19 protein-coding genes and 1 pseudogene are annotated in these 22,273 nt (G+C 61.6%); 12 read left to right on the top strand and 8 right to left on the bottom strand.

Features of this window, described 5'->3' with window-relative positions:
* Positions 1-93: 93 nt before the first annotated feature.
* Positions 94-1,458, bottom strand: coding sequence for an ethanolamine permease (gene eat / locus HX807_RS20885; RefSeq protein WP_177050908.1), 1,365 nt, complete (start codon positions 1,456-1,458; stop codon positions 94-96).
* Positions 1,459-1,802: 344 nt separating this feature from the next.
* On the opposite strand from eat, the gene kdpF reads away from it, so the two are divergent.
* The 6 genes from kdpF to HX807_RS20915 all read left to right on the top strand — a co-directional run bounded on the left by kdpF (position 1,803) and on the right by HX807_RS20915 (position 9,807).
* The gene (kdpF, locus tag HX807_RS20890) at positions 1,803-1,892 is read left to right on the top strand and encodes a K(+)-transporting ATPase subunit F (RefSeq protein WP_003218754.1); all 90 of its coding nucleotides are present in this window, start codon (positions 1,803-1,805) and stop codon (positions 1,890-1,892) included.
* A gap of 9 nt (positions 1,893-1,901) precedes the next feature.
* Positions 1,902-3,596, top strand: coding sequence for a potassium-transporting ATPase subunit KdpA (gene kdpA, locus HX807_RS20895; protein ID WP_003218753.1), 1,695 nt, complete (start codon positions 1,902-1,904; stop codon positions 3,594-3,596).
* Between the two features lie 12 nt (positions 3,597-3,608).
* On the top strand, positions 3,609-5,666 hold the full coding sequence (kdpB, locus tag HX807_RS20900; RefSeq protein ID WP_003218752.1) for a potassium-transporting ATPase subunit KdpB: 2,058 nt from the start codon (positions 3,609-3,611) through the stop codon (positions 5,664-5,666).
* 67 nt (positions 5,667-5,733) lie between these two features.
* Complete coding sequence (gene kdpC / locus HX807_RS20905) at positions 5,734-6,279, top strand: potassium-transporting ATPase subunit KdpC (RefSeq protein WP_087693688.1); 546 nt, start codon at positions 5,734-5,736, stop codon at positions 6,277-6,279.
* A 143-nt stretch (positions 6,280-6,422) separates the two neighbouring features.
* Positions 6,423-9,074, top strand: coding sequence for a sensor histidine kinase KdpD (locus HX807_RS20910; RefSeq protein ID WP_177050910.1), 2,652 nt, complete (start codon positions 6,423-6,425; stop codon positions 9,072-9,074).
* Between the two features lie 37 nt (positions 9,075-9,111).
* Positions 9,112-9,807 (top strand): response regulator, encoded by a 696-nt coding sequence (locus tag HX807_RS20915; protein WP_003218747.1) that lies wholly within the window; start codon positions 9,112-9,114, stop codon positions 9,805-9,807.
* A 128-nt stretch (positions 9,808-9,935) separates the two neighbouring features.
* Here HX807_RS20915 and HX807_RS20920 read toward each other — a convergent pair whose 3' ends face one another.
* Complete coding sequence (locus HX807_RS20920) at positions 9,936-10,973, bottom strand: patatin-like phospholipase family protein (protein ID WP_087693690.1); 1,038 nt, start codon at positions 10,971-10,973, stop codon at positions 9,936-9,938.
* A 217-nt stretch (positions 10,974-11,190) separates the two neighbouring features.
* Between HX807_RS20920 and HX807_RS20925 the strand changes: the two genes are divergently transcribed.
* The 3 genes from HX807_RS20925 (at position 11,191) to HX807_RS20935 (ending at position 13,213) form a co-directional block, all read left to right on the top strand.
* Positions 11,191-11,469, top strand: coding sequence for a hypothetical protein (locus HX807_RS20925; protein WP_003218744.1), 279 nt, complete (start codon positions 11,191-11,193; stop codon positions 11,467-11,469).
* An 80-nt stretch (positions 11,470-11,549) separates the two neighbouring features.
* Positions 11,550-12,314 (top strand): CHAD domain-containing protein, encoded by a 765-nt coding sequence (locus HX807_RS20930; RefSeq protein ID WP_134325986.1) that lies wholly within the window; start codon positions 11,550-11,552, stop codon positions 12,312-12,314.
* A 101-nt stretch (positions 12,315-12,415) separates the two neighbouring features.
* Positions 12,416-13,213, top strand: a complete 798-nt coding sequence (locus HX807_RS20935; protein ID WP_008437738.1) for an acyl-CoA thioesterase II — start codon at positions 12,416-12,418, stop codon at positions 13,211-13,213.
* A gap of 19 nt (positions 13,214-13,232) precedes the next feature.
* Here HX807_RS20935 and HX807_RS20940 read toward each other — a convergent pair.
* The 3 genes and pseudogenes from HX807_RS20940 to HX807_RS20950 all read right to left on the bottom strand — a co-directional run.
* Positions 13,233-13,490 (bottom strand): annotated as a pseudogene (locus tag HX807_RS20940) (terminase); the annotation flags it as partial.
* 108 nt (positions 13,491-13,598) lie between these two features.
* The gene (locus HX807_RS20945; protein WP_177050912.1) at positions 13,599-15,080 is read right to left on the bottom strand and encodes a methyl-accepting chemotaxis protein; all 1,482 of its coding nucleotides are present in this window, start codon (positions 15,078-15,080) and stop codon (positions 13,599-13,601) included.
* Between the two features lie 96 nt (positions 15,081-15,176).
* Positions 15,177-15,983, bottom strand: coding sequence for a TatD family hydrolase (locus HX807_RS20950; protein ID WP_177050914.1), 807 nt, complete (start codon positions 15,981-15,983; stop codon positions 15,177-15,179).
* Positions 15,984-16,221: 238 nt separating this feature from the next.
* Between HX807_RS20950 and HX807_RS20955 the strand changes: the two genes are divergently transcribed.
* From HX807_RS20955 to HX807_RS20965, 3 genes are all read left to right on the top strand, one after another.
* The gene (locus HX807_RS20955) at positions 16,222-17,643 is read left to right on the top strand and encodes a transglycosylase SLT domain-containing protein (RefSeq protein WP_177050916.1); all 1,422 of its coding nucleotides are present in this window, start codon (positions 16,222-16,224) and stop codon (positions 17,641-17,643) included.
* Between the two features lie 104 nt (positions 17,644-17,747).
* Positions 17,748-18,182, top strand: a complete 435-nt coding sequence (locus HX807_RS20960) for a DoxX family protein (protein WP_003218737.1) — start codon at positions 17,748-17,750, stop codon at positions 18,180-18,182.
* Between the two features lie 255 nt (positions 18,183-18,437).
* Positions 18,438-18,746, top strand: coding sequence for a hypothetical protein (locus tag HX807_RS20965; protein WP_003218736.1), 309 nt, complete (start codon positions 18,438-18,440; stop codon positions 18,744-18,746).
* A 4-nt stretch (positions 18,747-18,750) separates the two neighbouring features.
* On the opposite strand, the gene HX807_RS20970 is transcribed toward HX807_RS20965, so the two are convergent.
* The 3 genes from HX807_RS20970 to HX807_RS20980 are packed head-to-tail and all read right to left on the bottom strand — an operon-like array spanning position 18,751 to position 22,220.
* Positions 18,751-20,556, bottom strand: coding sequence for a Gldg family protein (locus HX807_RS20970; RefSeq protein WP_177050918.1), 1,806 nt, complete (start codon positions 20,554-20,556; stop codon positions 18,751-18,753).
* Between the two features lie 15 nt (positions 20,557-20,571).
* Positions 20,572-21,297, bottom strand: coding sequence for an ABC transporter permease (locus HX807_RS20975; RefSeq protein ID WP_008437749.1), 726 nt, complete (start codon positions 21,295-21,297; stop codon positions 20,572-20,574).
* Positions 21,294-22,220: an ABC transporter ATP-binding protein gene (locus tag HX807_RS20980; protein ID WP_177050920.1), complete on the bottom strand. Its 927-nt coding sequence runs from the start codon at positions 22,218-22,220 to the stop codon at positions 21,294-21,296. The genes HX807_RS20975 and HX807_RS20980 overlap by 4 nt, the downstream gene beginning before the upstream one ends.
* Between the last annotated feature and the right edge of the window lie 53 nt (positions 22,221-22,273).

Here is a 22,273-nt window from a genome sequence, read left to right on the forward strand (position 1 = left end):
AGCAAACCGTGGGGAAATTTCCCACGGTAATGACTGCTTTGAGTAACGGGCTTTCTTAGTAGTTCATTGTAGGCCCGTTCTGCCCCGGTAGCCTTACAGCCCGGTCAACATAGCGTCCGCCGGTGCATCGGCGCGGTCTTGCGCGGTCAGTTGGAAGTACACAAAACCCACCACCATGAAGCCCAGGAAGATCAGCCCGATCAGCGCGTTGAACCACGCCATGGCCACCAGGCAGACCACGGCCAGTACCAGCGCAATCCCCGGCACGATTGGATAGCCCGGGGCGCGGAAGGTCCGCTCCAGCAGTCGCTCGGTCTTGCGCAGTTTGAACAGGCTGAGCATGCTCATGATGTACATGACGATGGCACCGAACACCGCCATGGTGATCATCGCGGCGGTCAGGGTCATGCCGCCCAGGTTGATCAGCCCGTCGCTGTAGATGGCGGCGATGCCGACGATGCCGCCGGCGATGATTGCCCGGTGCGGCGTCTGGAAGCGCGACAGTTTGGCGAGGAAGGAGGGCAGGTAGCCCGCGCGCGCCAGGGCGAAGAATTGGCGGGAGTAACCCAGGATGATCCCGTGGAAGCTGGCCACCAGGCCGAACAGGCCGATCCACACCAGCATGTGCAGCCAGCCCGAGCTGTCGCCGACCACGGTTTTCATCGCCTGGGGCAGCGGGTCGTTGATGTTCGACAGGGTGCGCCAGTCACCCACGCCACCGGCAAAGAACATCACGCCCATGGCCAGAATCACCAGGGTGAGGATGCCGCTGATGTAGGCCTTTGGAATAGTGCGCTTGGGATCTTTCGCCTCTTCGGCCGCCATGGCGGCGCCTTCGATGGCGAGGAAGAACCAGATGGCAAAGGGTATGGCCGCAAACATTCCGGCGATCGCCGGTGCGCCGAAGGTGTCGGAGCCGGCCCAGCCGTTGAGGGCGAAGTTGCTGAAGCTGAAGGCGGGAGCGACCACGCCCATGAACACCAGCAACTCGGCCACGGCAAGCACGCAGACCACCAATTCAAAGGTGGCGGCGAGCTTCACCCCGAGGATGTTCAGGCCCATGAACACAATGTAGGCGCCGACGGCCGCATGTTTCGGATCGAGGGCCGGAAACTGCACGTTCAGGTACGCGCCGATGGCCAGGGCGATCGCGGGCGGGGCGAAGACGAACTCGATCAGCGTCGCCAGCCCGGCAATCAAGCCACCTTTCTCGCCAAACGCCCGGCGGCTGTAGGCAAACGGGCCGCCAGCGTGAGGAATCGCGGTGGTCAGCTCGGTGAAACTGAATATAAAGCAGGTGTACATGGCGGCGACCATTAACGAGGTCACCAGGAAGCCCAATGTTCCCGCCACGCCCCAGCCATAACTCCAGCCGAAATACTCTCCGGAAATCACCAGCCCGACTGCGATGCCCCACAAATGCAGAGTGCCCAAGGTGGGTTTGAGTTGTGTGTTCATCGTGTAGCTCTCCCTGAACGGTTTGGAATGTTTCAGGGCATTGCAGCGGACATGCCATTAACCAAAGCCGTGTCGTAAAGGCGCCGAACTGTCGCCGAGGGAACGGTTTGGCGTTTGAATCATTTCAAGCGCTGCACCAGATAAGGGCGTTGGTGTCTGGTCTGACGCTATCGCGGGCAAGCCCGGCTCCCACATTTGAAGTGCATACCCCCCGTAAACCCCGCATAAACCCACTCTTTACGCCGTCTTTACGCCCCACCCATACCGTCGCTCTCGTTCCTTTACGCCACTCCTGCGGACAATCCTCCTACACGCGGCAGTCGCCGCACGACGGAGAAACTTCCATGAGCGTTCTGGACGGGGTGTCACTGCTGTTGGCTGTGGCGCTGTTCATTTATCTGCTGGTTGCGCTGTTACGCGCGGATCGGAACTAGGAGCAGGCTATGCACAGTTATGACTATTGGCTGATCATCGCCTTCTTTGCCTTGGTGCTGATTCCGGCACCGGCCCTGGGGCGGTTCTACTACAAGGTAATGGAAGGGCAGCGAACCTGGCTCACGCCGGTGTTCGGCCCGGTCGAGCGCGTGTGCTATCGCCTTTCGGGTGTCGATGCAGACCAGGAACAGAGCTGGCAGAAATACGCGCTGGCGTTGCTGGCGTTCAACCTTGCCGGTTTCGTGCTGCTGTTCGCGATCCTGCTGTTCCAGGAATACCTGCCGCTGAACCCGCAGAAATTGCCGGGTCAGGAATGGACCCTGGCGTTCAACACCGCCATCAGTTTCATGACCAACACCAACTGGCAGAACTACAGCGGTGAAGCGTCCCTGAGCTACCTCAGTCAGATGGTCGGCCTCACCGTGCAGAACTTCGTCAGTGCCGCCACCGGCCTCGCCGTACTGGTCGCGTTGTGCCGTGGGATCGGTCGCAAATCCACCAAGACTTTGGGCAACTTCTGGGTCGACATGACTCGCGCCACGCTCTACGGCCTGTTGCCGTTGTGCCTGGTGTTCGCGTTGTTCCTGGTCTGGCAGGGCGTGCCACAAACCTTCGCTCACTATGTGAACGCGGTCACCATGCAGGGCGTTGACCAGGTCATCCCACTGGGCCCGGCTGCCAGCCAGATTGCGATCAAGCAACTGGGCACCAACGGTGGTGGCTTCTTCGGCGTCAACTCGGCGCATCCGTTCGAAGACCCGACTGCCTGGGCCAACCTGTTTGAACTGGGCGCGATCATCCTGATTCCGGTGGCGCTGGTGTTCACCTTTGGCCACTACGTGAAAGACCTGCGTCAGAGCCGGGCGATCCTCGGTTGCATGCTGGCCTTGTTCATCATCGGCGGCGCAACCGCCATGTGGGCCGAATACCAGCCCAACCCGGCGCTGAACAACCCGGCGGTTGAACAGGCCGCGCCGCAGGAAGGTAAGGAAGCGCGCTTCGGCACCACTGGCACCGTGTTGTGGTCGGTGGCTACCACCGCCGCGTCCAACGGTTCGGTCAACGGTATGCAAGACAGCCTCAACCCCCTGAGCGGGATGGTGTCGCTGGTCAACATGATGGTCGGCGAAGTGATCTTCGGCGGCGTCGGCGCCGGCATGTACGGCATGTTGCTCAACGTGTTGATTGCGGTGTTCCTCGCCGGTTTGATGATTGGCCGTACACCGGAATACCTCGGCAAGAAACTCCAGGCCAAGGAAGTGCAGTTGCTGGTCGTGACCTTGCTGGTGATGCCGGTCGGCACCCTCGTACTGGGCGCCATCGCTGCCAGTTTGCCTGGCCCGGCCGGCGCCATCAGTAACCCTGGCCCCCACGGTTTCAGCCAGTTGCTGTACGCCTACACCTCGGCCAGTGCCAACAACGGTTCGGCGTTCGGCGGCTTCAGTGCCAACACCGCGTTCCACAACCTGATGTTGAGCCTGTCGATGTTGCTCGGTCGCTTCGGTTACATCCTCCCGGTACTGGCCCTGGCCGGCAGCCTGGCGATGAAGAAGACCGCACCGATTGGCCAGAACAGCTTCCCGACCCACGGCCCGCTGTTCGTGACCCTGTTGACCGTGACCATTTTGCTGGTGGGCGGCCTGACCTTCCTGCCGACGCTGGCACTTGGGCCTATCGCTGAACATCTGAGCATGGGCTTCTAAGGGGATATGAAAATGAATATGCCTGCAAAAAACGCGGCTCCGGTGAAAACCCAGGAGCCGGCCAAAACCGCAATGTCGGCCCTGTGGCGCCCGGCGCTGGTCCAGGCGTTCGTCAAGCTGGACCCGCGCCAGCTGCAACGCTCGCCGGTGATGCTGGTGGTCGAACTGACCGCGATCCTCACCACCATCCTGTGCTTTGTGCCGGAGGTGGCCGTACCGACCTACGTCTCCGTGCAAATCGCCGTGTGGCTGTGGTTCACCGTGCTGTTTGCCAACTTCGCCGAAGCCTTGGCTGAAGGCCGCGGCAAGGCCCGCGCCGACAGCCTCAAGGCCGGCAGCGAGGGCCTCAGCGCCCGCCGCAAGGAAGCCGACGGCAGCTTCAAGGTCGTGCCGGCCACCAGCCTGCGCAAAGGTGATGTGGTACGCGTGGTCGCCGGGGAAATGATCCCGGGTGACGGCGAAGTCATCGAAGGGATTGCCGCGGTCAACGAAGCGGCCATCACCGGTGAATCGGCCCCGGTTATCCGTGAATCCGGCGGCGACCGCTCGGCCGTCACCGGCAACACCCGCCTGGTCTCGGACTGGTTGATGATCCGCATCACCGCCAACCCGGGCGAGTCGACCCTGGACCGCATGATCGCTCTGGTGGAAGGCGCCAAACGCCAGAAAACCCCGAACGAAATCGCGCTGGACATCCTGCTGATCGGCCTGACGCTGATCTTCCTGCTGGTGGTGGTGACCCTGCAGCCGTTCGCCCACTTCGCCAATGGCAACCTGCCGCTGGTGTTTCTGGTGGCGCTGCTGGTGACGCTGATCCCGACCACCATCGGCGGCCTGTTGTCGGCCATTGGTATTGCCGGCATGGACCGCCTGGTGCGTCTGAACGTGATCGCCAAGTCCGGTCGCGCAGTGGAAGCGGCGGGGGACGTGCACGTGCTGTTGCTGGATAAGACCGGCACCATCACCTTCGGTAACCGTCGTTGCACCAACGTGATCGCCGCGCCGGGTGTCAGCGGCAAGGAACTGGCCGAGGGCGCGCTGCTGGCATCCTTGGCGGACGACACGGCCGAAGGTAAGTCCATCGTCGAATACCTGCGCGGCCAGCACCCACAAGCCGAGCCGTCGACGGATGAGCTGACCTCGGTACCGTTCAGCGCGGAAACCCGCCTGTCCGGCGTCGACTACCAGGGCCGTGTGTTCCGTAAGGGCGCCGTGGATTCGCTGCTGGCGTTCATTGGCCTGCAACGCCGCGACCTGCAACCGGCGCTGTCGCGGGAAATCGACAAGATCGCCCAGAGCGGCGGCACACCATTGCTGGTGTGTGCCGACGGCAAATTGCTCGGCGCGATTCACCTCAAGGACGTGGTCAAGCCCGGCATCCGCGAACGGTTTGCCGAGCTGCGCAAGCTGGGGATTCGCACGGTGATGGTGACCGGCGATAACCCGCTGACCGCCGCCGCGATTGCTGCTGAAGCCGGTGTGGATGACGTGCTCGCCGAAGCCACCCCAGAGAAAAAACTCGCGCGCATTCGTCACGAACAGAACGATGGTCGCCTGGTTGCAATGTGCGGCGACGGCGCCAACGACGCCCCGGCGTTGGCCCAGGCTGACGTCGGCATGGCAATGAACGACGGCACGCAAGCCGCTCGTGAAGCGGCCAACATGGTCGACCTCGACAGCGACCCGACCAAGCTGCTGGACGTGGTGCAGATCGGCAAGGAATTGCTGGTGACCCGTGGTGCGCTGACCACCTTTTCCATCGCCAACGACGTGGCCAAGTACTTCGCGATCCTGCCGGCGCTATTCGCCTCGATCTACCCGCAACTGGGTGTGCTCAACGTGATGCACCTGCAAAGCCCGCAGAGCGCGATCCTCTCGGCCATCGTGTTCAACGCGCTGATCATCGTGGTGCTGATCCCGCTGGCGCTGCGCGGTGTGCGTGTACAGGCGGCGAGTGCGGCGGCGTTGCTGCGTCGCAACCTGCTGATCTACGGCCTGGGCGGGATCGTGGTGCCGTTCGTGGGCATCAAGGCGATCGACATGCTGTTGACCGCGCTGCACCTGGTTTGACTCGATGCCCGCAGGTACCGGCAAACCGGTGCCTGCAGGTTGCAATGACCGAATTGAGGAATTTGAAATGTCCAACATTATCCGCCCGGCCCTGAGCCTGCTGGTGTTGATGAGCCTGATCACCGGCGTGGCCTATCCACTGGTTGTCACCGGTGTGGCGCAAGTCGCGTTCCCTGACCAGGCCAACGGCAGCCTGGTGCACGATGCCAGCGGCAAGGTTCGCGGTTCGAGCCTGATTGCCCAGGATTTCACCGGTGACGGCTGGTTCCACCCACGGCCATCTGCCGGTGCGTTTGCTACGGTTTCCAGCAGCGCCAGCAACCTCGGCCCAAGCAACCCCGCACTGGCCACTCGTGTATTTGACGATGCCAGGAAAATGCTGGTGCCAGACCAGGGACCGGTGCCGATGGCATTGCTGACTACCTCCGGCAGCGGTCTTGATCCACACTTGCCACCGCAGGCAATTGCCTATCAACTGGCCCGGGTAGCTGCCGCGCGTAATCTGCCGGTGGCGACCCTGCAGCGCTTGATGGATGAGCACATCGAAAGCCCGCTGGTGGGGCCGCCGGTGGTGAACGTGCTGGCGTTGAACATGGCCTTGGAAAAACTGTAAGCCGTGGCGCCGCTTTCGCGAGCAAGCCCGCTCCCACATTCGACTGAGTTTCACCTTTGGAATGCGGTCAAATGTGGGAGCGGGCTTGCTCGCGAAGGCGGACTCAAGAAACCCACATCAACACCTGAAGGAAGACCGCCCGCATGAGCGACTCCGGCCGCGCCGATGCCCTGTTAGCCGATCTACCCCGGGACGGCCGTGGCCGGCTCAAAGTCTTCCTCGGCGCCGCGCCCGGCGTGGGCAAGACCTACGCCATGCTCCAGGCTGCCCACACCCAGCTGCGCCAGGGCGTGCGGCTGATCGCCGGCGTAGTGGAAACCCACGGTCGCGCCGAGACCGAGGCCTTGCTCAGCGGCTTGCCACAACAGCCGTTGCTGCGCTCCGAATACCGCGGCGTGATGCTGGAGGAAATGGACCTCGACGGCCTGCTCGCCGCCAAGCCCAAACTGGTGCTGGTGGACGAACTGGCCCACAGCAACGCCCCCGGCAGCCGCCACGAAAAACGCTGGCAAGACATTCAGGAATTGCTCTCGGCGGGCATCAACGTCTTCACCACGGTCAACGTCCAGCACCTGGAAAGCCTCAACGACCAGGTGCGCGGCATTACCGGCGTGCAAGTTCGCGAGACCTTGCCCGACTGGGTCTTGCAGGAAGCCGATGAACTGCTGCTGATCGACCTGCCATCCCGGGAACTGCTGGAGCGCCTGCGGGACGGCAAGGTGTACGTGCCGGAACAGGCCCGTGCTGCCATCGATGCCTTCTTCACCCAGACCAACCTCATGGCCCTGCGCGAGCTGGCGATGCAAACCGCGGCGGCCCATGTCGACGATGACCTGGCCCAGGGTTATCGCCAATTGGGCCAGGCCGCACCGGCTGTGCGTGGCCGCTTGCTGGTGGGCGTGGACGGCGATGCCCAGGCCGAACGCCTGGTGCGTCATGCCAGCCGCGTAGCCCAGCGTCGGCATTTGCCGTGGAGCCTGGTGCATGTGGATAACGGCCGGGTGCGGGATGAACAATCGCGCCTGCGTCTGCAAAACGCCCAGCAACTGGCCGAGCGTCTTGGCGGTGAAGTGGTGTTGCTGCGAGCGGGGGAGGTGGCCAAGACCCTGATCCAGCACGCCGCCGAGCGTCGCGCCAGCTTGATTCTGGTGGGGCAGTCCCGGCCGCGCTGGCATCGCACCGTGTTTGGTGGTGGCCTGGCGTCGCGTTTGTTGCGCAATGCCAGGGGCCTGGAAATCAACGTCCTCGACAGTGACGAAGTGCCGGCTCCGCCACGCCTGCCGGATGTACGCGGGCTGGTGTGGTTTGACTATGCCCTGGCGGTGGTGGCGACCGTGATCGCGGCCGCAGTCGCATGGGGTGTCGCCAGTGCCTTGCCGTTGCCGAATATCTCGCTGGTGTTCCTCGCCGCCGTATTGCTGGTGGCGGTGCGCAGTAGCCTGGGGCCGGCGCTGGCGTGTGCGGCGCTGTCATTCCTGAGCTACGACTTCCTGTTCATCCCGCCGAATTTCTCCTTCGCGATCCAGCGTGAAGAAGACGTGCTGACGCTGTTGTTCTTCCTGCTGATGGCGGCGCTCACCGGTAATCTCGCTGCACGCCAGCGCCGGCAGTTGCAGGCGCTGCGCGATACCCAGGAAGAAACCACCGAGCTGCTCGACCTGTCCCGCAAACTCACCGCCGCCACCGATCGCCAGGCAGTGATCAGTGCCGCCGCGCATCATCTGGAAGGCTGGAGCGACCTGCAATTGTGCCTGCTCAACCGCGACGGGCAGGGCGACTGGAAGGTCGAGACCGGTGGCCCGATCACCTTTACCGAAGCCGAACGCGCCGCCGCCGACTGGGCCTGGCAGCACGATCAGCCGGCCGGCATGGGCACCGGCACCTTGCCGTTCGGGCGCTGGTGGTGGTGGCCGTTGTCCAGCGAAGAAGGCCCGTTGGGTCTGCTGGGGGTCAGCCCGAAGGCCGGGCTTGAACTGAGCGGCCAGCGCCGTCGCCTGCTCACGGCCTTGAGCCAGCCATTGGCTCAAGCCCTGGCCCGTGCACAACTCGGCCAGGAGCTGGAAGCCGCGCGCCTGCACGGCGAAACCGAGCAATTGCGCAGCGCCTTGCTGGCTTCGGTGTCTCACGATTTGCGCACACCGCTGACCTCCATGCGTGGCAGCATCGACAGCCTGCTGGCCCTCGGCGAGGCGATTCCCCTGGAAGATCGCCGGGAGCTGCTGGAAGGCACTCGCGATGAGGCTGAGCGCCTGGATCGCTACATCCAGAACCTGCTGGACATGACTCGTCTGGGCCACGGCGCGCTGAAGCTGGCGCGGGACTGGGTGTCACCCGGCGATATCGTCGGCAGCTCCCTGGGCCGCTTGCGTGCGGTATTGGCGCCGCTGCAGGTGATCACCGACGTGCCGCCCGAGCTGCCGCTGCTCTACGTGCATGCCGCGTTGATCGAGCAGGCACTGGTCAACGTACTGGAAAATGCCGCACGCTTCTCGCCGCCACAAGGCCGGCTGAAACTCAGCGCGGGCGTGCAGGATAACCAGTTGTTTTTTGCTGTTGCCGATGAGGGACCGGGGATTCCCGAGGAGGAGCGGGCGAAAATTTTCGATATGTTCTACACCGCCGCCAGGGGGGATCGCGGCGGGCAGGGCACCGGGCTCGGCCTGGCGATCTGCCAGGGCATGGTCGGCGCCCACGGCGGGCATATCAGCGTGGCCGACGGCATTGACGGCCGTGGCACCTGCATCACTTTATTCCTGCCATTGCAGGCCCAGCCTGGCCTGGAAAGCGAACCTTGAGCTACCCTCTTTTCTTCACGGATTTTGATTGGACACCATGAGCCAGACTGCGACGATTTTGGTCATTGACGACGAACCGCAGATCCGCAAGTTCTTGCGTATCAGCCTGGCCTCCCAGGGCTACAAAGTGATCGAGGCCGGCACCGGCAACGAAGGCCTGGCGCAGGCCGCCTTGAGTAAACCGGACCTGCTGGTGCTCGACCTCGGCCTGCCGGACATGGACGGCCAGCAGGTGCTGCGCGAGTTTCGTGAGTGGTCCACGGTACCGGTACTGGTGTTGTCGGTGCGAGCCAGTGAAGTGCAAAAAGTCGAGGCGCTGGACAACGGCGCCAATGACTATGTGACCAAGCCATTTGGCATCCAGGAGTTTCTTGCACGGGTGCGGGCGTTGTTGCGCCAGGCGCCGGCGGGGGAGGCCCAGGAAGCGGCACTACGTTTTGGCCCGCTGACGGTAGACCTGGCTTATCGGCGGGTGCTGCTGGACGGTGTCGAAGTGGCGCTGACCCGCAAGGAATACGCGGTACTGGCGCAACTGGCGCGGCATCCCGGGCGGGTGATCACCCAGCAGCAACTGCTCAAGGATATCTGGGGGCCGACCCATACCGAAGACAGCCATTACCTGCGGATTGTGGTGGGGCATCTGCGCCAGAAACTGGCGGATGATCCGACCCAACCACGGTTTATCGTGACTGAGGCCGGTGTTGGGTATCGGCTATTGAACACCGAAGCCTGAAGCGTTAGCTCACCTGTGGCGAGGGAGCTTGCTCCCGCTGGGCTGCGCAGCAGCCCCAGAATCCTGGGAGCGCTTCTCACTCCAGCGGGAGCAAGCTCCCTCGCCACACAAGCCCTGCTTATAAAACTTCAGTGTTGCTCGCTCTCGTAACGATCCAGCGTATCGCTGGCAATTTCCCGCCCCAGCGCGATCAACTCCGGCGCTTTGTAAAACTCGAAAAACCGGCACACGCGCTTCGGCACGTTGATCAGAATATCCGGCGGATACCCGGCGATCTTGTACTGCGCCAATGACGTCTGCATCACCTCGAAGCTCTGGTTGATCAAATCCAGCAGCGATGCAGGCCCCACGTTATCGATGATGAACGAGCCGGTCGCCGACTTTGGCGCCCCGGCCTTTTCCGGTGCCGCCGCCGGTTGTTGCGCCTCGGGTTCGGCAGAGTCCAGCCACGGGTTGATGTCGGCAGCCTGGGCCAGCAGCGCTTCCTGTTCCAGCATCAATAACTGCTCGGCCTGCTTGCGCCGAAACGGCAAGTGCGAACCCAGTGAACGCACCAGGTTGTCGAAGCGGCTCCTGAACGCCGGCGGACGCTGGATCACCGGAAGCTTGTAGTGCTTCTGGTTGGTGGAGTTGAGGTTGACCGCAATGATCAGGTCGCAGTGGCTCGACACCACCGGCACGATCGGCAGAGGGTTCAGCAAGCCGCCGTCCACCAGCATGCGATTGCCCTGCATCACCGGGGTGAACAGGCTGGGAATCGCCGCCGAGGCCCGCATGGCCTGGTGCAGGCAGCCTTCCTGGAACCAGATTTCCTGCTGGTTGGTCAGGTCCGTGGCCACGGCGGTGTAGGGAATGCGCAGGTCTTCGATATTGATCTCGCCGACGATCTTGCGGATCTGCCCGAACACCTTCTCGCCACGGATCGCCCCCAGGCGAAAGCTCACGTCTACCAGGCGCAGTACGTCCAGGTAGTCGAGGCTTTCGATCCAGTTTCGGTACTCTTCCAGCTTGCCCGCGGCATAGATCCCACCCACCACGGCGCCCATGGAGCAACCGGCAATGCAGGCGATGTCGTAGCCGCGTTTTTCGATTTCCTCGATCACGCCGATATGGGCGTAGCCCCGGGCGCCGCCGGAGCCCAGCACCAATGCAACACGTTTCTTCATGACCTGATCCTTCGCAAAACAGGTGACCACAATGCACCCATCGAGGGGCGCGCTTCAATCATCACTGTCACAACCGATTATTTTCGCGAGCGGGCCACCACGCTCGGGTATGCTCTGGCAATCGGGACTGCGGATTCAGGCAGTCGGATAAGGCACTTTTCGGTGTAGGCAACGTCTACACCTGTGACTGTTTTTTCTTTTCTTGAGGTGTCATTTGATGAAAGCCTGGATGTGTGTGCCTGTGATCGTGTTGGCCCTGGCCGGTTGTGCCGGGAAAACCGCTTATCGCGACAGCTGCGGCACGCAACTGGATGCTGCGTGGCACGAGCTGGACCTGGCCAAGGCCGAAGGTTTCGCCGGCACCGTGAGTTACTCCAAGGCTCTGTCGTTGTTGACTGGCGCCAAGACCCAGCAGCAGTTCGAAGCCTTCGAAGGCTGCTCGACCAAGGCCGAGAAAGCCCGCTTCTATATTCGTGAGTCGCGCGCCGGGCGCTAACCCCGCGTAGCAGTTGTCGAGTGCAACGAGGTTGCGTCGGCGGCCTCAAGCCCGAAGGTTTAATCATTGAGGAGGAAAGGATGTCAGCCTTGGTCGATCAGCTAGTCGCTCAGGTCATCGGCCTGGAAGTTGGGTTACTGAGCTGCCAGGCGCGCCTCGCCGCCGTCACGGACGACGAGGCCCTGCACGATCTGCGCACCACGGTGCGGCGCTTGCGCAGCCTGTTGCGGCCATTGCGCGGGTTGCCCGGTGTCGAGCAGCTCGAGGCGGCCGCCAGTGCCGTCGGCCAACTGACCACGCCATTTCGCGACCGCGAAGTGCTGGCGGCGTACCTCCACCAACACGGCCATCATGAGGCGGCCGAGCGGCGTATCCGGCAGCAGCCGGCCACCTACCGCTCGGTTGCACAAGGGCCTGAGCTGGCGCAACTGCTGTTGATCCTCGAAGCATTCCCCCGCTTTATCCGCGCCTCCCAACGGCAGAAATTGCTCAAGGGTCTGCGCACGCGCATTGAAAAACGCCTGGCCAAGCAATGGAAGAAGCTCGGCGAAGCGCTGCACGACCCCAACCACGACCGTCATCGCCTGCGCCTGTTGATCAAGCGTGTGCGTTATGCGGCCGAGGCTTATCCCGAGCTGAACAAGCTACCGCCCAAAGCCATATCGCGTCTCAAGGCGGCCCAGGGCGCCCTGGGTGATTGGCACGATTGCTGGCAATGGCTGGCGCAAGCCGGGCACGAGCCCGATTTGCAGCCGTGCGTGCCTGGTTGGCACCGCACCATGGCCGAGGCGGAAGGGCAGGCGGATCGGGTTTTGGATAAGTTGAACGCCGACTGCTTCGCTTGACCCTGCGACCTATCTGTCCGGGATTTTGGCCGGAATAGGCGCTGCATGGTGTAGGCCGGCTGGTTAAGATCCCTCAACTCCTTTTTCAAGTTGAGACCGCCATGCGCTTTAGTGATTTGCTCGACGCTGCCCGCAGCCACCCGTTGGACGTTTCGATCCCGGCCGAATGGGCCCAGGGCCGCGCCAGCTTTGGCGGGCTGGTTGCGGCGTTGGAGTACGAGGCCTTGCGGGCGAAAGTCCCGGCGGATCGCCCGTTGCGCTCACTGGCGATCACCTTTGTGGGCCCGGTGGCGCCGGACGTGCCGGCCCGCTACGAAGTCGAAGTGCTGCGCGAAGGCAAGGCCGTCAGCCAAGTGCTGGGACGTGTGGTGCAGAACGGTGAAACGATGACCCTGGTGCAGGCCAGTTTTGGCGCATCACGGCCTTCGCAGATTGACGTCGCCGCCGAACCGGCGCCCACCTTCAAGCATTGGGATGAATGCCAGGAGTTGCCCTACATCAAAGGCGTGACGCCGGAGTTCATGCGCCACCTGGCGATGCGCTGGAGCGTCGGTGGCCTGCCGTTCACCGGCAATACATCCCGGGAGATGGGCGGCTGGGTGCGCTTGCGTGGCGATGTAAAAGAAGAGCCGCTGACCGAAGCGCACATCCTCGCGCTGGTGGATGCGTGGCCACCGTCGGTGTTGCCGCACCTGAAACAACCGGCGGCCGGCAGCACCCTGACCTGGACTATCGAGTTTGTCCAGCCGCTGCAAAACCTGAGCACCCTGGACTGGTGCCAATACCTGGTCCACATCGAGCACGCCCGCGATGGCTATGGCCATGCGGCTGCGCAGTTGTGGAGCCCCGACGGCCAGTTGATCGCTATCAGCCGCCAGTCGGTGGTGGTGTTCGCCTGAGTCCTCAGACCAGCAAGTGTTGATCGCCGGAGGCGTCGCTGCCGCGTGCCTCCAGGCGGCGACCGTGATGCTGCAATCCAAGGGCTGCCAGAATGCCGACGATACCGATGGCGGCACTCGCCAGGTTCTCGCTGAACACGCCCGATGCCATCAACAGAAAACCGATGACCAGGAGTGGCAGCGCAATCAGCTGCAACACTTGATTGGTCCCGTGCTGGTGATTTTGCGGGTGGGTGCGCCATTGCCAGGCGGGGATATTTGGATGACGTTTGCCCATGATCGTGATTCCTCTGTCCGTTGAAACATCTTGAGCAGAGTTTAGGTCGGGCAGGGTGGGGCCGCGAATCAAGGATGGCTATGGGGGCCATAGCCACCCCTTCAGGGGTTAAAGCCGCAACTGGCCGATGGCCTTGCTCAGTTCCCCGGCCAGGGTTGCCAGCTCATTGCTGGTGGTCGCCGAGTCTACTGTCTGCTGCACGGTATTTTCGGTGACGTCCCGAATGCTCACCACCGCTCGGTTCATTTCCTCGGCCACATGGCTTTGCTGCTCGGCAGCCACGGCAATCTGCGTGTTGCTCTCGCGCATCTGCGCCACCGCGCCGGTGATCTCGGCGAGGGCAATCCCGGCTTCTTGAGCCTGTTGCACACAGTCGTCGGCCTTGAACGAGCTTTCCTGCATGAAGTCCACCGCGTCCCGGGTGCCGGCTTGCAGGGCGGACACCATGCGGGTGATTTCATCGGTGGAGCTTTGCACCCGCTTGGCCAGGTTGCGCACTTCGTCGGCGACCACGGCAAAACCCCGGCCCATTTCGCCGGCGCGGGCGGCTTCGATGGCGGCGTTGAGGGCCAGCAGGTTGGTCTGTTCGGCGATGCTGTGAATCACCCCGACCACGCCATTGATTTTCTGGCTGTCCTCGGCCAGCTTCTGGATCATTTCGGCGGTCTGCTGCACGCCGGTGGACAGCCCGGCAATCGAGCGCTGTACCCGGCTGACCACTTCCTGGCCGCTGCCGGCGAGAGTATCGGCCGTCTGTGACAGGTCGCGGGTGGCGCCGGCGTGCTGGGCGATGTGGTAGACGGTGGCGGTCATCTCGTTGATCGCCGTGGCGGCCTGGTCGGTTTCGCTTTGCTGGCCGAGCATGCCGTGCTGCACCTCGTTCATGCTGCTGGCCAGGCGTGCGGCGCCGTCGTCCAGTTGCCTGGCGGTGCGCGCAACCGTGTTGACCACCCGTTGATAACCCGCCTGCATCGCGTTGAAGGCGCTGGCCATCTGCCCGACTTCATCCTTGCAGGCCAGGGGGACGCGGGCCGAGAGGTCGCCGGTTTTCTCGACGTGCAGCATCACGTCTTTCAAGGTGTTGAGCTGGCTGAGGAGAAAGCGGATCAGCAGCTGTGAGGCGCCGAGCATGGCCAGCATCAGAATCATCACCGCTACGGCGTAGTTGGCGAAGCGTTCTTCGAACACTTGGCTCAAGCTGGGCCCGTAGGCCAGCACGGCGACCTGTTGACCGTCGGCGCGGCTGATTACTTCGGCGCCCATCAGCGGGTTTTTGCCGAGCAGTGGCATGTGATTGAAATCCACCCAGCCACTGGCGTTGGCCAGGGCTGACAGATCTTCGTCGCCCAGTTGTGGGACTTTGCCCCTGGCAAACGTCAGCCAGTGCTCGCCCTTGGGCAGTGGCTGGCCGGCGGGCCAGGCACCGAGCAAGCGCCCCTGGGCTTGCGCCGACGCCTGTGAGGCCTGGCTGCGGGCCTGTTGTTCGAGCTGCACGGCGTACAACACCAGCAGCAGGGTGGTGATGAAGGCGACCGCGTTCACGGCCCAGAATTTGTACTTCAGCGAGATGTTGCTAAGCCAGGCACCCATGGAAGGTTTTCTCTGATAGCGGAAACAGCATTGGCAAGGTGCCATTATTTTGCCGCTATCGGGATGCCGGGTTTTGATATGGGTCAATGCGCCGCGTCAATCCGGCACAGGCAATCCAAAAAAGGCGCGGGCACAGGCGGTGCTGTGTTGCGCCAGGTCTTCCACGGTTTCTTCGCGGTGCAACGCGACCTCCCGTAGGACTTCCGGTAAATAGGCGGGTTCGTTGCGACCGTTTTTCGGCTTGGGCCGCAGGGTGCGAGGCAGCAGGTAGGGCGCGTCGCTTTCCAGCATCAGGCGGCCCCGGGGGATTTCCCTGACCAGCGGATGCAGGTGCGTCCCACGGCGCTCGTCACAGATCCAGCCGGTGATACCGATATGCAGGTCCAGGTCGAGGTAGCTGAACAGCGCCCGCTGCTCGCCGGTGAAGCAGTGCACCACGGCGGCCGACAGGTGATCGCGGTAGTCCCGCAGGATTTCCAGCAGGCGCTGGTTGGCGTCACGTTCGTGGAGGAATACCGGGAGCTTCAACTCCACGGCCAGGGCCAGGTGTTCTTCGAGGACTTTTTCCTGCTGGGGGCGCGGTGAGAAATCCCGGTTGAAATCCAGCCCGCATTCACCCACCGCACGCACGCGACTTTCCTTGAGCAGGCCGCGCAGGCGCCTGGCGCTTTCGGCGTCCCAGTCACTGGCAGAGTGGGGGTGAATGCCGGCGGTGGCGAACAGGCGTTGGCCACTTTCGTCCAGTTGCTGGCACAGCTCCAGGGCCTGTTCGCTGCCGTCGACACTGGTACCGGTGAGCACCAATTGGCTCACCCCGGCGGCGTAGGCACGGTCGAGAACGGCCTGGTGCTTTTCGTCGAAACTTGGGTTGGTCAGGTTGACGCCGATATCAATGAGTTGCATGGTGCTACCTCCGCCTGCGGTCGGAAAGCATATCAGAGCTGTAGATTTATAAGAAAAGCCAAGAACTACAACGAGTTAAAGCTGTCTTTGAAAGTCGCAAGTAACACCGTGTTTGGTTTGTCGCCATCTGCCGTGCCACCCTTGCGCCCAAAGCCTGCGCTCATGGCGCTCTGTTTCTGTCCCCCAACGCCTCGTTTTTCGCGAAGCAATGGGCAGTATTCTTTCTTCCGGAGAGCGGATGATCCGACCCTCGGCGTTGCTTGTGTTGTGCCTGACGTTACTGCTGCCCACGGCGGCGGTTGCGCGTCTGGACGGGCCGCTGGAAGTGACCCGGCCCGGCAAGCTCCGCGACCTTGCGGAAATCCGCAGCAGCCGCACCTTGCGGGTATTGGTCAACCAGAGCCGCAACAGTTCCGGCGAAGTCCAGGGCCAGGCCATCGGTGTTGAATACCATCGCCTGCGCGCTTTCGAGCAATACCTCAACGGTCACGCCCGTGACGGCGAGGAAATCAACCTCAAGATTATTCCCAAGGCCAAGGATCAGCTGATTGGCGCATTGGCCCGTGGCGAGGGCGACCTGGTGGCACCCGGCGAATTGCTGGATGTGAAGGCCGCCCACAAGATTGCCACCAGCGACCCGATCGCCAGCGACGTGCCGTTATGGCTGGTGGGGCTGAAGGGCGAGCGGCGGTTTACCCGGCTGGAGCAACTGTCCGGGCGCACGCTGGCCTTGACCACGGGCAGTGCCGCGTCGGATGCGATCAGCCAGGTCAACCAGAAGCTGGCGCTGCACAAATTGCCGCCGGTGAAGGTGGAATGGGTGGATCCGAGCCTCGCGGTAGAGGACGTGCTGGAGATGGTACAGGCCGGGATTTTCCACCTGACCATTGTCGAGCGGCCGATTGCCGAACGCTGGGCGAAGATCCTGCCCAAGCTGCGTTTCGACCGGCAAGTGACCATCAGCGAGCCGGGCGAAGAGTATTGGTTTGTGCGCCAGGATGCCTCGATGCTGCGGGCCAGTATTGATCGCTTCCTCAAGACCTACCGCACGCCGTCCGATCAGGATGTGGCGTTCCAGCGCATCTACCGCCGCCTCTACCAGGTACGTTATCCACTGGCTCGCGTCGACCGCCAGCGCCTGGAAAAACTGCGCCCGGTGCTGCAAAAGCATGCCCGCGAGCAGGGCATGGACTGGCTGAACCTGGCCGCGCTGGCGTTCAAGGAGTCTGCCCTGGACCCTGGCGCTCGCAGCAGCGGCGGCCCCACCGGGCTGATGCAGATCACGCCATCGGCGGCGCAGCGGGTCGGGGTGAACAACATCGAAAGCCTGGACAGCAATGTGCAGGCGGGCGCGCGGTACCTGGCGATGATCCGGCGCAAGTTCTTCTCAAGCCCCAAGCTCAACGAGCGCGAGCGCATGGCGTTTGTGCTGGCGGCCTACAACATGGGGCCCGAGCGGGTCCAGGGAATGCGTGCCGAGGCGCGGCGGCGGGGGCTTAACCCAAACCAATGGTTTTTCCAGGTCGAGCGCATTGCCATGGAGCAGGTGGGAATGAGCGGCGTCAGCTATGTTAATAGCGTGAACAAGTATTACCTGGCGTTTGATCGTGAGCGGGAGTCGTTGGAGCCGGCAGCGCCACGGGTTGCCTCACGTAAATAATCTATTAATTCGATAATTATGAGCCGCTTTATCGGCTTTTATCATTGTTTAAACTGATTAATATAGCGGCCAACCCAACCCCTACCTTGAAAAGGATTATCAGCATGAGCCCATTGATCACCCGCATCCTCTCCACCCGCGCCGGCTACGGCCTGACTGTCCTGCGGATTTTTGTCGGGATCATCTTCGCCGCCCACGGTTCGCAAAAACTCTTTGGCTGGTTTGGCGGCGGCGGCCTGGCGGGCACTGCCCAGTGGATGGAAAGTATCGGCCTGGCCCCAGGTACCCTGATGGCGGTGCTGTCCGGTGGTACCGAGTTCTTCGCCGGGCTGGCGCTGATCATTGGTTTGCTGGCGCGGCCAGCGGCACTCGGCCTGTCGATCATTTCCCTGGTGGCGATTTTCTCGGTGCATATCCATAACGGTTTGTTCATGGCCAACAACGGCTACGAGTTCGCCCTGGCGCTGCTGGGCGGTACGCTTGCCGTGTTGTTGGAAGGTGCGGGCAAATTGTCCGCAGACCGCGCCATCACTCACTGATACCGCGAACCCCCCTTAAAAGGCCCGCCCAGTGCGGGCCTTTTCGTTGCTCGGGATTCTTGACACCGCCCTACAGGCTTCTCTAGGATGTTGCCCATGCGCCGATTTAAACAGCTAATTGCGGGGCGCCACCGGTGACTGATCACAGTCCCGACAGAAGCCAGAGCCATAGGCCAGCTTCGAAATTCCGCTAAAGCGCTGGTTCGGTGTTGCCTCTCACCTGCCCGCAGACTTTTGAGGCAGAGACACGACACAATGAATGCACTACGCCCCCTCATACGCCTGGCCCCGATCACCGCGGACCTGACCCAACGCAATCCTAAAATCCTCTTGGGCGGCAAGCATCAGCCGACGTTGCTGCGCTATCTGGATGGCTGGCCGCGCCGCACGGGGCGGCCTTCGGCCTTTCTGATCCAGTTTGTCGAAGACGGCGACTCCCTTGCGCGCTTTGCGTCCAACAGCTTCGACCTGGCCGTCATTCAGGCGCCCAGTGCCAGCGACGCGGGCGAAGTGATACGCCAACTGACCCGCATTGCCCGGCAAGGGCTGATCGCCCGGCGTTGAGCCCTCAGTAGAACGCTGCTGAAGGCAGGTGCCGGCGACGGCGACGCAACAGGAAAATACCCCCCGCAATCAGGCACAGTATCAGCGGTACAGGCACGATATTGAGCAGCTTCACTTTGCGTTCCAGGGCGTGAACCTCGGCGTATGACTGGACCTTCAGCGCGTGAATTTCCATGGGGATTCGCAACCGCTCCTTGTTGAGCGCTTGCAGCAGTGTGTTGGAGGTTGCAGCCTGAGGGCCCGGGGAAATTGTCGGGGGGTTGAGCAGTTGCCATTCCTTTTCCGTTTGTTCCAGGCGTTGCGCCAGTTCGGCGGACTTCTCACCGTAGGCCAGTGCCGCGTCTTCGCGCATTGCCTGCAGCACCTGCAGTGATCGAGCACCGCCTGCGCGGGGGCGAATGTTCATCAGTGCATCGGGCGCCGCCAGGTTGTCCAGGGTGTTCAATGCAAACATCGCGTTATCTGACAACGGGCTACCCGCCGCGCGATGCTTCTGGAGCATTCCAGACACACGATCGCTGAGCAGGTCAGTGTCGGCGACCACGACCACATGGATGTTCGCAGCCTTTTGCAAGCCGGTATTACGCCCACTGATGCCGTCAGGAAAGGCGGAATAGGCGGGCCCTTCGACGCGGGCGGCGATCACCTGTTGTTGAGCGCGAGTGGCTGTTTCATTGATCAGTGAATTGAGCTGCGCTGGCAGGGCGAAGCGCTCTGCCTCAAACAGCGCGGCGTGCGCGGAGCTTTGCAGCAACGGGGTGAAGGTCATGCGGCTTCTCTTGGCAGGGGCCAGGGCGCCGCTGCTCAGGACGTTGACGTTGTGAAGTTTCCAGGCGCTGATGTCATCCTGTGCCATCGCCTGGCGGGGCAAGGTCAGTGCCGCGGGATGGCGCACAGGCGGCTGGCCTGTGGTCAGGATCACCGAAGTGGCATAGTCGCGATCGGCAATCACCTTGTTCGCGGGCATCTGGATGCCCCAGGCGGACAGCAATGCCTCCAGCCTGGGGTTTTCCGGGGCCGTGACGCTGGTGTCCAGCCCGACAAGCGGGTCGATAAACATCATCAACTTGCCTGCGCCCAATACAAACTGGTCTATTGCGTAGAGGGTTTGGTCAGGCAGGTTGCCGGGATGAATCACCATCAGGGTTTTGACGTGTTCAGGAATTTGCGCGATACCCGGCTCCAGGCTCACCACGTTGAACTGGCGACGGATCTCCTGCAACACCTGCCAGGGAGGCGTATTAACGCCGTTGCGTTCATCTCGCTCACCGTTTATTGGCAGCCGGGAGATCACGCCCATGACGGGTTGCTCGGGGTGGATCACCTTATGAATCAAATGGCTGATTTCATACTCCAGCAGTGACTCCCGGTCCGGGCTGAATGACGGGATGCTATGGGGCGCATGGCCCGCGCTGGTACCCACCAGGCCGAAGAATCCGTGTTGTTCGTCAAGACCCAGTAACCTGGCTTTGTATTCATCTTCAGAAAAAGGGGTGGGGTCGATGAGGTGCAGGTTGATTTTGCCCTTTGCCGCTTTTTCATATTCCTTGAGCAGCAGCTCTACCCGTTTAGCGTAGCTTTCAACGGCGTTGGCTTTGTGTGCACGGTTGCTTGAATTGAAGAAGTACAGATCCACCGGTGTTTCCAGTGAACCGAGCATAGCCTGTACAGGATCGGAAAGTGTATGGATGTTCTGTTCCGAAAAATCCAGCCGTGGATTTGGAAGTTTCAGTGCCCAGACCAGGTTAAAAGCGAGAAACAGTAACAGCAGCGTGATAATTGTGAGGCTGGCACTTAGTCGCGTTTTCATCGTGATGTGTCCTTCTCAACCGTTTCTTACATTCAGGACAATGACCGTCGCGCCAAGAAAGGCGATGATCATACTGATGAAGTACAAACTGTCTTGAAGAGCCAGTACCCCTTGGTCAATGGCGGCAAAACGCGCAGACGGGCTCAGGGAAAGAAGGCGGTCAATCAGCCATACCGGAACTTGATGTTCAATTGCATCAAGAATGGATGACAGGCCACTGGCGGTCAGCAGCAAGCACAGGGTTACGGTGAATATAATCGCGCGATGGTGTGTCAGTGCGCAGATAAAACAGCCCACGGATAGATAACATCCGGCCAATACCCAACTTCCCAGGTATTGTGACGCAATGACTGTATTGTCCGGATTGCCAAAATAGTTGACGGTGATAACTATCGGGAAGGTCAACAGCAGGGCCACGCCAGAAACAATCCAGGCCGCCAGAAACTTTCCGACCACTATCTCGAAACGTGTGACGGGCAGGGTTTTCAGCAACTCCATGGAACCGGTGGTGGGCTCGTCGGCCCAAAGCCGAGTGCATAGAACAGGTGTCAACAGTAAGTAGAGCCAGGGGTGCAACTGGAAGAAGCCCTGCAAGTCGGCACTGCCGACTTCCAGTAACCGGGTTGCATGGAAGCCAAATACAGCAGCGGCGGTCAGGAAAACCGCAGTGCTCAGGTAAGTGAGGGGTGCCGAAAGATAACTGACCAGTTGACGCTTGAATATGACCGGGAGAAGTTTCAAATCGATGCCTCCTGGCTCATATGGTGCACAACGTCATCCAGGCGCCCGGCTTCCAGGCTCAGGGCATTGAGCTTCCAGCGGCGCTGGGTGACCAGTGCATTGATGTGGGGGTAGATGATTTGCCCCGGCAGGGCGAGTACGGTCACTGTGCCGGGAGTCTCGCGGTCTTCCTCGATGCCGGCGACCCCGGGCAATACCGCCAGGGCCAACAGGTCCAGTGGTGTGTCGGCTGCAAGGGTGACCGCCTGGTGATGACGGGAGCTGCGCTGCAGTTCGGGCACCGAAGTGTCTGCCACCAATCGGCCGTCGGCTATCACCAGTGCGCGGGTACAAATACCGGTCAGTTCTTCCGGCGCACGGGACGCGACAATGACCGTCATCTCGTCGCTGAGCGACTTGATGAGCATTCTGACTTTGTGTTTCTGGTCGGCATTCAGACCTTCTGTTGGCTCATCGAGCAACAGCAGGCTGGGGTCATGCAGGATTGCCTGGGCGATGGCTACCTTGCGTTTCAACCCGTCCGTGAGGGTTTCCACCGGGCTTTTGAGTATCCGCCACAACTCAAGCCGTGCAACTGCCCGGTCAATCATCTTGCGTTTTTCCGCGCCGCGGAATCCGCGTATTTCGGCAATGAAACCGAGAAAGGCCTTTACACTCATTGCACCATGGCTCAAGAGTCGCTCTGGCTGGTAGCCGGTGACTTTCTTTGCCTGGAATGCGTTCAGGGCGATATCGTTACCGAATATTTTTATATGGCCTGAAGAGGGTGTAGTCGAGCCTGAGATCATTTTGATAATAGTTGTTTTTCCCGCACCATCATTTCCAAACAGCCCGAGGCATTCCTGGGGTTGGGCGTTGAATGAGAAGTCATGAATAATGTTTTTTCCGCCCATGGTTTTTGTCAGGCTCGTTATCTCGATCATTATGCTTTTCTACTGAATGGATATGGCAAGGCTGGATTAACCTGGGTGAACAG

The sequence above is a fragment of the Pseudomonas sp. D8002 genome (assembly GCF_013385695.1).
Classification (GTDB): Bacteria; Pseudomonadota; Gammaproteobacteria; order Pseudomonadales; family Pseudomonadaceae; genus Aquipseudomonas.